General features: G+C 58.5%; 8 protein-coding genes. 4 read left to right on the top strand and 4 right to left on the bottom strand.

Translation table 11 applies throughout. The annotated features are described in order from the left end of the window. Positions 1 to 25: 25 nt before the first annotated feature. Complete coding sequence (gene hemL, locus AAFM46_RS12630) at positions 26 to 1,333, top strand: glutamate-1-semialdehyde 2,1-aminomutase (protein WP_343318131.1); 1,308 nt, start codon at positions 26 to 28, stop codon at positions 1,331 to 1,333. Between the two features lie 57 nt (positions 1,334 to 1,390). On the opposite strand, the gene AAFM46_RS12625 is transcribed toward hemL, so the two are convergent. The 4 genes from AAFM46_RS12625 to AAFM46_RS12610 form a co-directional block, all read right to left on the bottom strand. After that, on the bottom strand, positions 1,391 to 2,128 hold the full coding sequence (locus AAFM46_RS12625) for an amino acid ABC transporter ATP-binding protein (protein ID WP_343318130.1): 738 nt from the start codon (positions 2,126 to 2,128) through the stop codon (positions 1,391 to 1,393). A 3-nt stretch (positions 2,129 to 2,131) separates the two neighbouring features. Further along, the gene (locus AAFM46_RS12620) at positions 2,132 to 2,890 is read right to left on the bottom strand and encodes an amino acid ABC transporter permease (RefSeq protein WP_343318128.1); all 759 of its coding nucleotides are present in this window, start codon (positions 2,888 to 2,890) and stop codon (positions 2,132 to 2,134) included. A gap of 3 nt (positions 2,891 to 2,893) precedes the next feature. After that, on the bottom strand, positions 2,894 to 3,829 hold the full coding sequence (locus AAFM46_RS12615) for an ABC transporter substrate-binding protein (RefSeq protein ID WP_283530917.1): 936 nt from the start codon (positions 3,827 to 3,829) through the stop codon (positions 2,894 to 2,896). A 354-nt stretch (positions 3,830 to 4,183) separates the two neighbouring features. Beyond that, positions 4,184 to 4,870 carry a 3'-5' exonuclease gene (locus tag AAFM46_RS12610; protein ID WP_343318127.1) on the bottom strand — a complete coding sequence of 229 codons (687 nt, stop codon included), beginning with the start codon at positions 4,868 to 4,870 and terminating at the stop codon, positions 4,184 to 4,186. A 68-nt stretch (positions 4,871 to 4,938) separates the two neighbouring features. Between AAFM46_RS12610 and AAFM46_RS12605 the strand changes: the two genes are divergently transcribed. From AAFM46_RS12605 to AAFM46_RS12595, 3 genes are read left to right on the top strand one after another with little or no spacing between them, the layout of a single operon-like run. Beyond that, the gene (locus tag AAFM46_RS12605; RefSeq protein ID WP_343318126.1) at positions 4,939 to 5,445 is read left to right on the top strand and encodes an MGMT family protein; all 507 of its coding nucleotides are present in this window, start codon (positions 4,939 to 4,941) and stop codon (positions 5,443 to 5,445) included. Next, positions 5,442 to 9,089, top strand: coding sequence for an ATP-dependent DNA helicase (locus AAFM46_RS12600; RefSeq protein ID WP_343318124.1), 3,648 nt, complete (start codon positions 5,442 to 5,444; stop codon positions 9,087 to 9,089). The genes AAFM46_RS12605 and AAFM46_RS12600 overlap by 4 nt, the downstream gene beginning before the upstream one ends. Next, the gene (locus AAFM46_RS12595) at positions 9,086 to 12,604 is read left to right on the top strand and encodes an ATP-dependent DNA helicase (RefSeq protein WP_343318123.1); all 3,519 of its coding nucleotides are present in this window, start codon (positions 9,086 to 9,088) and stop codon (positions 12,602 to 12,604) included. Before AAFM46_RS12600 ends, AAFM46_RS12595 begins: the two co-directional genes overlap by 4 nt. Positions 12,605 to 12,617: the final 13 nt, after the last annotated feature.

Genomic DNA, 12,617 nt, shown 5'->3' with positions numbered 1-12,617 from the left:
TCACCTACTGAGGCAAGGATTTTACATGACAAGCTCGCAGGAACTTTTTGACCGCGCCAAGACCCTCATGCCTGGCGGGGTGAACTCGCCTGTACGCGCCTTTGGCTCCGTGGGAGGGACGCCACGCTTCATGGTCAACGCCAAGGGCGCCTACCTCACTGACGCAGATGGGCGCGATTACGTTGACCTTGTTTGCTCTTGGGGGCCGGCGCTATTGGGTCACGCCCACCCAGAGGTTCTCGCTGCCGTGCACACGGCAGTTGATCACGGTTTGAGCTTTGGCGCCTCCACCCCTGCCGAAAGCGAACTCGCCGCTCTGGTCACGGGCAGGGTTTCCGGGGTTGAACGGATGCGGATGGTCTCCACAGGTACCGAAGCAACCATGACAGCCGTGCGTCTAGCCCGAGGATTTACCGGACGTGAGTTGATCATCAAGTTCGCCGGCTGTTACCACGGGCACCTCGATTCTTTGCTGGCCGAGGCTGGCTCCGGTCTGGCGACCCTGGCCATGCCGGGATCTGCCGGGGTCACGGCAGCAACCGCCGCGGAAACGCTCGTGTTGCCATATAACGACCTTGCCGCCGTAGAAGCCGCCTTTGCTACCCACGGGGACAGGATCGCTGCAGTGATCACAGAAGCGGCGCCCGCCAACATGGGTGTTGTTACCCCAGGTGCTGGTTTCAACGCAGGCCTTTCCCGGATCACCTCAGCCCACGGAGCCCTACTAATCCTGGATGAAGTCCTGACAGGATTCCGCACGGGCCCGGCCGGATACTGGGGGCTCACTGGTGCGCTGGAGGGCTGGACACCGGATTTATTCACCTTTGGCAAGGTCATTGGTGGGGGACTTCCAACAGCAGCCCTGGGCGGCCGCGGCGAGGTCATGGACTACCTGGCACCGCTGGGCCCGGTATATCAGGCAGGAACATTATCCGGAAACCCAGTGGCAATGGCCGCCGGTGTGGCGACACTGACCGCAGCCACGGCTTCGGTGTACAAGAGTGTTGATGCCCGCTCTCTTGAACTGCAGGCGGCCTTGACCGGGGAGTTAGCTGCCCAAGGCGTAGACCACTCGATTCAGCGCGCAGGTAACTTGTTCTCTGTAGCCTTTGGCACCTCCGCTTCGGGGGTGCGCAACTACGCCGACGCACAGGCTCAGGAAGTGTTCCGCTACGCACCGTTCTTCCACTCCATGCTGGATTCCGGAGTGTACCTGCCGCCGAGCGTGTTTGAAGCGTGGTTCCTTTCAGCTGCACACGACGACTCAGCCATGAACCGTATCTTTGCGGCACTGCCGGCAGCTGCCAAAGCGGCGGCAGCTGCGACGGCGTAAGGTCCTCACCTCGGGATAAAAAGCTGCCCCTTTCCCGCCGCCTTCGTGGCTGCACGGTTACAGCACGTCGGAGAGGAAACCTCTCAAACGGTCTGTCCTTGGTGCTGTGAAGAGTTCTTCAGGAGAACCTGTCTCCACCACCACGCCGGCGTCCATGAATGTCACAGTGTCTGAAACATTGCGCGAGAAACCCATCTCGTGGGTGACCACCACCATGGTCATTCCGCCCTTGGACAGGTCGGTCATCAAGGCCAGAACACCCTTGACAAGCTCCGGGTCCAGGGCGGAGGTTGCCTCGTCAAAGAACATCACTTCCGGTTCCATGGCCAATGCGCGGGCAATAGCGACGCGCTGCTGCTGACCACCGGAGAGGTTTCCTGGCCGAGCGTCAGCTTTATGTTTCAATCCCACAAGTTCGAGCTGCTCAAGGGCTTTGGCGCGTGCCTGATCCTTGGGCATTTTGCGAATCTTAATCAAGGCCAGCGACACATTTTCCAGCACCGTTTTGTGCGGGAATAAATTAAATTGTTGGAAGACCATCCCAATGCGGCGGCGGAGCTCATCCGGGTTGTCCTTGAGGACCGATTTTCCGTCGAGAAGAATGTCGCCTTGATCCGGTTCAATCAACCGGTTCATAGCCCGCAACAACGTTGACTTGCCTGAACCAGAGGGACCAATCACCGAGGCCGTGGTGCCTTTGGGAACATGCAGGTCAATGCCCCGCAATACATGATTGCTGCCGAAGGAGAGATGAATATTTTTGGCGGTAAATGATCCTGAACTAAAATCACTCATGCTTTACGCTCCCTTTCCAACATGTGCCGCGGCTTCATCGGGTTCAATCTTTTGGGCTTTTCCCTCACGCATGCGCTTATCCATGAAGTTCACCAAGTGGGTGAGCGGGATGGTTAGGCAAAGGTACAGCAGACCTGCCGCAACGAGTGGAGAGAGGTTTCCCGTGGTTGCGGCTTGGTCGTTTCCAACACGAAAGATCTCCCGTTGGCTGGCAAGTAAACCAAGCATATAGATCAAGGAGGAGTCCTTAATCAAGGAGATCAGCTGGTTAACCAGTGCTGGCAGGACCCTGCGGATACCCTGGGGAATAACCACAAGAACCATGGCCGAGCCGTAGCTGAACCCCAGGGCGCGTGATGCCTCGAGCTGGCCGCTTTCAACACTTTGGATACCTGAGCGGAAGATTTCACCGATGTACGCCGCAGCCATCAGAGAAAGCGCCAAAATTCCCAACGGATAAGGATTGGTGCTGCCAGTAAGGATGCGGATTACAGGACCGAGCCCCAGACCAATCAACAAAATGGTCAAAATTGCTGGAAGACCACGGAAAATGTCTGTATAAATTCTGGCAATCCAGCGGGGGATGGGATTTCTTGAAATACCCATCACAGCCAGGATCATACCCAGGACGCACCCGATGATGGCCGAGGAAACGGACAAAATCAAAGTATTAGGCAAACCAACGCTCAGCATGTTCGGAATGACTTCCGCCATAGCATCCCAGTCGAGGAAAGTTTTTGCCAGCTGCTCGAGAACATCCATAAATTAGGCCTTCGGAACCGTTACTGCCTTGGAGCCCGGTGTCCAGTCTTCGGGCATGGGGCGGGTTGGGTACCATTCCTTGGTCAGCTTGGACCAGGTCCCGTCAGCGATGACTGCATCCAACGCGGAGTTCAAAGCGTCAGTGAGGGCCTTATTTGATGAGTTCACGGCGTATGCGGTGAAGTTCTGCGTATTGACTACTTCTTCGGCGATCACTGTTCCGTCGCCGTCCTTGACCTGGCCACTGGCCTGCTGAGAGGGGGCAACCCAAGCATCAACCTGACCGTTTTTCAAGTTCGCGTAGGCCGTGTTGTAATCGGCGAAGCGCACTGGCTCAACCTTCAACGTGTTGGAGACATAGTCATCCTGAACCGTGCCGGTGACAACAGCAATGCGAGTGTCTGCCTTGAGATCAGCGAAACCCTTGATGGGTGAATCTGTTTTTGCCACTACTGCCATGTAGCCGAAGTCGTAGCCGTTGGTGAATCCAACGTTTTTGCGGCGGGCATCCGTGGTGGAGATTGAGGAGGAACCGACGTCGAACTGTTTGTTCTCAACCTGAGCCAAGAGGGCAGAGAAATCGGTTGACTTGAACTCGACCTTTAGGCCCAGCTTTTCGCCCATGGCGCGGAGCAGCTCGTTGTCGTAACCGGTGAACACTCCATCTTTCAAGAAAATGTTCGGCGGGGCATCCGAGAGCGTACCCACACTGATGAGACCCGGGGTAGCGAGGCCAAGAGCAGCCTTATCAATGGAATCCAGGGCAGTGACGTCCTCTGTGGTGTATTTATCCAGCGAGGCCTGGTCGCTGCCGGCAAGGGCATCTGTGGGTTTATCGGAGCTTGTGGCCCCGGTACTGCCGCCACAAGCTGCGAGGGAGAAGGCCAGGGCCACAGCGACTGGAACAGTCGTGAGCCACTTCAGGGCAGATTTCTTCATCAGACATTCACTTTCATTGCAGGGACCCAGACCGGAATGCTGCTCGGGAAGGGGCGTAAGTGTGACGTGGGGAGTAGGCAGAAAATGACAGGATTTTCCTAGCTGAACTCAACCAACGAAACTAAATTATGTCACCCGGAGCAAAAATGTGGCTGATATGAACTTCTACGAATATTAAGCACAAGAAATGAAATAATATTCGAACATTCTTTAAGTCGGACATGGTTCAGCGGACACGCAGCGTAAAGTCCCGCACGACTGACGGGGCCCTGCACCCTTCTTCGTGAACGCCCCGGCTGTGAGTTGTGTCACTGATGACTGTTCTGTAGCAGGGACTTCCTGCCCTGACGGGGTTTATGGCAGGGCGGGCCAGTCACCCTCAACGACTGCGGCGGGATCCTTGACGCGGCGCAAATAGCCCTGAAAGTCAGCAGCCTGCTCACGGGCCCACCCGATTTGTGCGTGATGTAATTCCATGACATCGACTCGCAGGGCGCTGTACTTGGCAGCCAACGCATCAGCCAACCGCAGCGTGGCCTCAGCGTCGGCGGCCGAGGTGTGTGCGTCGTCGAGCTTAATGCCGTATTCCTCGCACAGGGCCACAAGCGTGCGGCTGCCTTTGCGGAACTTGTCCACATTCTTATTGCAAATAAAGGGATCAATCACCGGCGCGGCAGTAATCTGCCCTAGACTGTGCCGGCGGGCCTCGCTAGCCAGGACAGTGAAATCGTAGCTGGCGTTGAAGGCGATAACAGGAATGTTGTTGGCAAAAAGTGTGGCAAGTACCGCTCCCACCTCAGCTGTGACAACGTCCGAGGGGCGCCCGTGCGCTTGCGCGTGGGCTGTACTGATGCCATGGATGGCGGCCGCCTCTTCGGGAATTTCCACGCCGGGATTGCACAGCCACTCATGGGTTTCCGCCACAGCGCCGGATTCATCGACTATCACAATGGATGCCGTCACGATCCGGGCAGTACGGGGATCCTTGCCCGTGGTTTCCAGGTCAAATGCGGCACGGGGGTGCATGCTCCAGCTAGTCATGGCACAACGCTACCTGTTGGCATGGACATTGAAGCATTGGGGAGCACGGGAGGAACTAGTCTTGAGTCATGCGTGGCGAGTATGTTGAAGCGGTCTTAGCCGTGGCGGAGCTGATTCCACCTGCCCAAGTCCTCTCCTATGGGGATATTGCGGCACTTTTGGAGAGCGGTGGGCCGCGCCAGGTGGGGGCTGTTATGTCCGCTCACGGCAGCGCGGTGTCCTGGTGGCGGGTGATCCGGGCCAGCGGTTGTGCCCCGGTGTGTCACGGTGGCCGGGCGTTAGTGCACTACCGTGCCGAAGACACTGCTCTTCGCGGGGATACTTCCGATGAAGCGCTGGCGGCTGCAAGCCGAACCCCGTCGTGGCGGGTTGATATGGCGGCTGCCAGATGGAACCCGTCCGCGTCCGAAATGGACTTCGTCGACGTCATTGCGGAGCGCTTGCGCGAGGCGGATTCGGAGCGCTTGCGCGAGGCGGATTCAGAGCGCTTGCGCGAGGCGGATTCAGTGCGCTTGCGCGAGGCGGATTCAGCCGGGGACAAAATGTCAGTGCCCCGTGATGGACTAGAAGTATGAGCACAGAGGCACAGCATTCGCAGGAGAGGCACACGGCGTCCAACGCGCCCAAAGAGGGTAGGTCTACAAAGGCACAGCCGGAGCGCCCTGGCCGGTTTGAACTGCCCGAGTTGACCCTTGTTGCTCCTGTCAACAGTGCCAAGAGTGTTCCACAGTTCAGTTTGGATCAGCAGGCTGTTATTGATCTGGGTCCTGGGTCGGGTCCTGTTTTGTTGTGGGGTGCTCCCGGAACTGGTAAATCCACTGTGCTTATTGAAGCTGCTCTCAAGCGGATGGAGCACGACGGCGTTGATCCTGCAGGTGCTCTTCTGCTGGCACCGTCTCGGCTGGCTGCAGCGAGGCTTCGTGATGGTTTTAGTGCCCGGCTCACCAAGAGTTTAAGTACTTCTCCGGCCAGGACCTGGTCATCTTATGCCTTTGATCTGTTGCGCAGGGCTAAAGTTGAAGGGCGTATGCCACACCTTGAGAGTGCGCCACGGCTCATGAGCGGACCCGAGCAGGATCTGATCATTCGGGACCTATTGGCGGGGCACGCCATGGGTCTGGGTACGGTGCCGGCGTGGCCAAAGGAACTCACTCAGGCTCTTGAAACCCGCGGATTCCGGCAAGAGATCCGCCAGCTTTTTGACAGGGTTATTGAATACGGGTTGGTCCCTGAGGAGCTTGCCGAATTGGGTGCAGCCAATCGGCGCCCTGACTGGGTTGCGGCGGCGTCGTTGTATAAGGAATACCGTGACGTTGTGGATTGGGGCAAGTCAGGTTCCTTTGACCCTGCGGGGATCATCACTGCCGCGACAACTCTTCTGCGCCTTGACTCAGATTTCCTGGACCAGGAGCGCAAGCGGTTGGCGTTGATTGTTGTTGATGACATTCAGGAAGCCAACAAAGCCGTGCACGAACTTCTGCACTTGGTTGGCCAGGGAAAAGACGTGCTTGTGGCAGCCTCGCCAGACACTGTTGTTCAGGGGTTCCGCGGCGCCCGGCCGGATCTTGTTGCATCGCTGACCCATTCCCTGTCAACACCAGAGCATCCTTTGCAGCAGTTTGCGTTGTCCACATCGCATCGCATGAGCAAACCCCTGGCAGCTGCCTGGTCCGGGGTCGCTGACCGTATTTTTCAGATCCGTGGCGGCCACAAGGCACGCGAACTGGCTTGGCCAGAGGCGTTGGCTGGCCGGCATGGTGGCCACGCAGCGGCACCCCATGCTGAGGCGATCAACGCGACTGAACCGGCCGGCGGGGAACCTGGACCGGTGCCGCGCCAAGAGCTGCGTAAAGACCCGGACAAAGTCTCGTATGTCAGTGCGCATTTTGTTGCTTCGGAAGTTCACGAACTCCGCCTGGTTGCCGAACGGATTCTGCACTTACAGCACTTAGGTGGTCACAGCCTGAGCGAGATCGCGGTTATTGTCCGTACCGGGTCGGCACTGGCTGCCTTACAGCGTTATCTAAGTGCCCAAGGTATCGCCGTCAAGGTGCCTGTGGCGGAAAATCCTGTGCGTGACGAGCCTGCAGTTCGTCCTTTGCTTGAGGCGTTTGGCATTGCCTTGGCGCCGGAAACCCTAGACGCCGAGGCTTGCGTTGCGCTGCTCACCTCGCGGATAGGGCGTTCAACGGCATTGCATTTGAGGAGACTTCGGCAGGCGCTGCGGCAGCAAGAGCGCCATGTCGGAGGTGGCCGAGCTAGCGATGAGCTGTTGGTTGAAGCGCTGCTGAACTCGCAAAAGCTGGCTCCGCTTGGTTGGGAGGCTGCCAATGCTGCCAGAATCGCCGCCATGATCGCGGCTGGGCGCGAAGCAGTGGCTCAGCCGGGAGCCAACGCTGAAACAGTCCTATGGGCGCTGTGGGAGGCCTGTGACAGCTCCGGAACATGGGAAGCGCAGGCTCTACGCGGCGGTCCCACAGGCATCCGGGCCGACAGGGACTTGGATGCGGTGATGGCATTATTCCAAACGGCTGAACGTTACGTTGACCAGCTGCCAGGATCCAGTCCGCAACAGTTCCTGGATTACCTGATGAGTCAAGAACTGCCGATGGACACGTTGGCAGCGCGGGCCCAACGTACCGATGCCGTTGAGATTGTGACCCCGGCAAGTGCTGCTGGGCGGGAATGGCCCATCGTCATTGTCGCCGGGCTGCAGGAGGGAGTTTGGCCCAATACCCGCTTGCGCGGGGAACTGCTCGGCAGTCAATTACTTGTGGACGTGCTTGAAAAAGGGGCGCAGGCAGCCCACCAAATTGAACCTGCCGCCAGACTCAGGGATATCCGTTACGACGAGTTGCGCAGCTTTGCGGCGGCCATTTCACGAGCCAGCCATATCCTTATCCTCACAGCCGCGGCAGGTCATGATCTTCAGCCTTCCCAGTTCATCGACCTTGCAGCGCCCTACGTTCCTGTCACTGATTCTGGTGGTGAGTCCCAATACCCCGTGCGTCCAGTAGAACAAGTGCCGCGTCCCATGACCTTGCGCTCGCTGGTGGCGGAGCTGCGGCAAGAATCGGAAATGCGCACCAACCCTGAGGCTGCCAGGATGCTGGCGGTGTTGGTAGGCGAAGACGTGCCCGGGGCGGATCCTCATCAGTGGTGGGGTTTGTTGCCCTTGAGCTCCGATGGGCCCATTGTGGCACCCGGAGAACCGGTGAACGTCTCGCCATCAAAAGTCGAGGAGGTGCTTAAATCCCCGCTAAATTGGTTCATCCGCGCCGCCGGCGGAGACGCCACAACAGACTTCGCTCGCAGCCTTGGGACGCTCATCCACAGCATTGCGCAGGACATCCCCAATGGTGCCGGCCACGAATATCTGGCGGAGTTGGATAAACGTTGGCCGTCTCTGGGGCTTCCCGAGTCGTGGGAAAGCGATCTTGATTACAAACGCGCCCAAGAAATGCTGGGCAAACTGGCCCAATATGTCATTGAGGCCAGGCAACAGGGGCGAACGCTCTTGGGTGTTGAAGAAAATTTCAGCGTTGACGTAGGCGAACTACCTGACGGCATCTTGCCCAGCACTTTCTTGCCCGGCACTTTCTCGTCCAGCACCGGGATTCCAAGCAGCGCAGTGCCTGATACAGCAGTGCCTGATACAGCAGTGCCTGATACAGCAGTGCCTGATACAAAGGACGCCTCACTGAGTTCCGCTGATGGTGGCGCACCTGAAGCAGAAGACACTGACACAAGTGGTCTTGCGCAGCCGCCACCCGCCCGCGTGGTGCGCTTGCGTGGGCAGGTAGACAGGCTTGAAGCGGACGCAAACGGGAACTTGATAATTGTTGATATCAAGACCGGCCGCACTAAACCCACCAAGGACCAGGTTCTTGAACATCCTCAACTCGGCGCCTATCAAGTGGCTCTCTCGGCTGGTGCGTTCTCCGCACAAGCCGAGGCTGCCGGGCTCTTTGGCGCCAGCTCGGGCGGGGCAGCGTTGCTACCACTAGGTGATGGCACAAAGAACGTGAAAACGCAGGATCAGCCCGCCATGGTGGCAGGCAGTGAAAACGATCCAACCCGGAAGGTTATGGAGGCGGCCCTGCTCATGGCACAGGCTGTCTTCCCCGCCCGCCATGGCGCAGACTGGTCCGAACGCAACGGCTGCCCCCTGCCCACCATTTGTCCGCTGTGTCCTGAAGGGAAACAGATCACCGAATGAGCCACGGAACGAATAATTTGGTAGCCCGGACGCTGGCGGGCCCGGCGTCCCAACCTGCGCGTCCCCTGTTGAGTCCCTATGAATTGGCGGAGTTGTTGGAGCAGCGTCCTCCTACGGCGGAGCAGGCCGCCATTATCTCATCACCTCTTGAACCGCTGCTTGTGATTGCCGGGGCAGGCTCCGGGAAGACAACAACAATGGCGGACAGGGTGGTGTGGTTGGTTGCCAACGGGTTGGTCCTGCCAGAGGAAATCCTCGGAGTCACTTTTACCCGCAAGGCTGCCGGGGAACTGGCATCGCGGATTCGCGGGCAGCTGGATAGATTGGGCACGCTGGCTCGCTCGGGTGAGATTGAACTCGCTCCTGCCGCTTCTGCCAGAGATGCACTGGAGCCTAACGTCTCCACCTACCACTCTTATGCCAGCGGTATTGTCACCGACTATGGTCTGCGATTAGGCATTGAGCGCGATGCCGTGGTGCTGGGCGCGGCTGAAGCGTGGCAGCTGGCCAGTGAAGTAGTTGAAGCGCACGACGGAGCCCACGAACACTTCACAGCGGCAAAATCCACATTGATCCAATCAGTGATGGACCTTGCCGGTGAATGCGCCGAGCATCTCCAGGATCCCGAGCAAGTTCTGGCAACTATCAACGACTACCTGGTAGCCTTCGATTCTTTGCCCTATATTGCCGAAACCAACAAACCCCGTACTGCCATAGTGAACAAGCAGTTGGATGTTCTGCGGACCCGGGCTTCTGTGGCCGCGCTGGTGCAAAAATATGCTCAGGCCAAGCGCCGTCGCAACGTCCTTGACTACGGTGATCTGGTAGCTCTGGCCGCCCGGATTGCCCAGGAAGTTCCGCATGCAGGAGACATGGAACGCCAACGCCACAAAGTAGTGCTGCTGGATGAATTTCAAGATACTTCCCATGCACAGCTGCAGCTCTTCGCTGAGCTGTACGGTGACGCTCACCCTGTCACGGCTGTGGGGGATCCGCATCAATCAATTTACGGGTTTCGGGGCGCCTCGGCCGGGCAGCTCTTCCGCTTCCCGGAAATATTTCTCAAAAGCGATGGCAGCTACGCTGCAACGGCTGAGCTCACCATCGCTTGGCGTAACTCAGCGCACATTTTGGCGAGCGCAAATGTGATGTCGGCTGAACTGACACTTGCACAAACCCGGAAGGCCAACACCAAACTGGCTGCCGGACTGAGCGAGGCGCAAAGGGCAGCGGCCGGGCCGCGAGTAGTAGTCTCGCCCTTACGTGAAAAACCCAATGCACCCATGGGGGAGGTGCTTCTTGCACGCTACGAAACAGAACTAGATGAGGCCCAAGCAGTTGCTGCGCAGATTTTGGAGAGCAAAGGTGATTTCACCCACCGTGGTGGCAGCCAGGGTGCCATGACAGTGGCCGTGTTATGCCGGCGTCGTGCGCAATTTTCAAAGCTCCAATCTGTGTTCGAAGCACGTGGCATCCCGTACGAAATTGTGGGGTTGAGCGGGCTGCTGGGCATGCCAGAAATAGTGGACCTTGTTGCCACCTTGAGGGTGATTGCCGATCCCGGGCGCTCGGATGCACTCATGCGATTGTTGACGGGGGCGCGGTGGCGGATTGGTCCTGCGGACCTGATGGCTTTCTCTGATTGGGCCCGGTATCTGGCACGACAACGGGAATGGGCGGCCCACAACAGGGTGGATTTTGACGCGTCAACCTTGCGGGCCGGAAGTGCACAGCCGGTAGCAGTTGAATCATCCAAACCTGCCGATGCAACAGTGGTTAGTGCTGATTTGGTGGATGCTTCCTCGCTGGTGGAAGCGCTGGATTATTTGAGCCAGGATTACTGGCCCAAGGGGGCACGGCCGCTGAGCGAAGCAGCAAGAGCCCGACTTTTAGTGCTGCGGGATGAGCTGCGGATGCTGCGCACTTTTGTGGGTGAGGACCTGGGCGATCTGCTCGGTGTCGTGGAGAAAACCATGCTGCTGGACATAGAACTGGCTGCTAAACCCGGCTCCAGCATCCACCACGCACGGCGCCACCTGGACGCTTTTGCTGAGGCGGCGGCACAGTTCATGCAGGCCGCACAACGTGTTGACTTGGATGCCTTCCTCGCTTGGCTTGAAACGGCAGAATCGGAAGAGGGCGGGCTGGAAATGACGCCGGTTGAAAGCAACCCTGACGCCGTGGCGCTACTGACTGTCCACGCCTCCAAAGGACTGGAATGGGACGTGGTGTTTGTGCCGGGCATGAATGCAGGCGCCTTCCCCAGCGCACGCGCTGATCGCTGGAGCACCGGAGCTAAATCGTTGCCGTGGCCTTTGCGTGGGGACGTTGGTGATCTGCCCGAATGGGACACCAATGTGCCGGACCTGAAGACCTTGATGGAGAATGAGAAACTTTTTGCCGACGATGTTCTCCTCCACGCCAAGGAAGAGGAACGTCGTTTAGCGTACGTGGCCTTTACCCGCGCCCGGGATTTTTTGATGTGTTCCGCCACGGTGTGGGGCAGTGGAAAGAAGCCGCTGGCACCCTCACCCTTTCTGATGGAGTTGTTGCCACTGACTGAAGGGGCAACACAGAGTGCTGGTCTCGGAGCGTGGGCGCCAGACCCTGAAGAAGGTGCGCTCAACCCTGTCAGTGCGGGCGCGGAAAGCGCCCAATGGCCCTATGATCCGCTCAACGGGCCCGAGATCGTCGGCAGGGCAGGGGTGGCTGTGCGGGTAGGCCGCCGAACTGGTGTGGAACGATCCGCCGCCGCAGTCTCCGCCGCCCTCGCCGCCGCCGCCTTCGCCGAGGTTGGAGATAATGACGCCTCTGTTAAGTACGGAAGTGAAGAATTCTTAGCCGCCAATCCTCGCTGGGGCAAAGAAATGAGTGTTTTGCTGGCCCAAGAACAAGTGGAAACAGACCAGCTGAGAGTGGAACTACCCCCACATATTTCTGCTTCCCGCCTGGTGGCGCTGGGGGAGGACCCCGAAAAAGTTACCCGTGCCATGCGCCGCCCAGTGCCCACCAAGCCCGGCATGGCCGCCCGCAAAGGAACGGCGTTCCACACCTGGATTGAAGAATTTTTTGCAACGACCGGCCAACTCGACTTGGGTGAAGAGATCGGGGCGGACGCCTATGTGGATGAAGCCTACGGCCTGGCTGACATGCAGGAAACGTTCAAGAGTTCCCAATGGGCTGCCAGAACCCCCGCGGAGCTTGAGGTACCCATCGAAACCCGGGTGGCAGACGTGGTTGTCCGTGGCCGCATCGACGCTGTCTTCCGCGATGCAGATGGAGGATGGGACCTGATCGACTGGAAAACAGGGAAAGTACCTTCGGCTCCGCAGCTGGCGGTGCGTGGTGTACAGCTGGCTGTGTACAGGCTGGCATGGTCGCGACTGCAGGACGTTCCGCTTGAACAGGTCAGAGCAGCCTTTTATTACGTGGGTCAGGACAAGCTCATTCGTCCCGTGGATCTCGCCGGGCAGGAAGAACTGGAAGCGATCGTTCGCAACGCCTACTCAGCCTGAGACGGAGGAAGGG

It is taken from the genome of Arthrobacter sp. TMP15 (assembly GCF_039529835.1).
In the GTDB taxonomy this organism is placed as follows: domain Bacteria; phylum Actinomycetota; class Actinomycetes; order Actinomycetales; family Micrococcaceae; genus Specibacter.
This window is presented reverse-complemented; position numbering and strand designations above follow the sequence as displayed.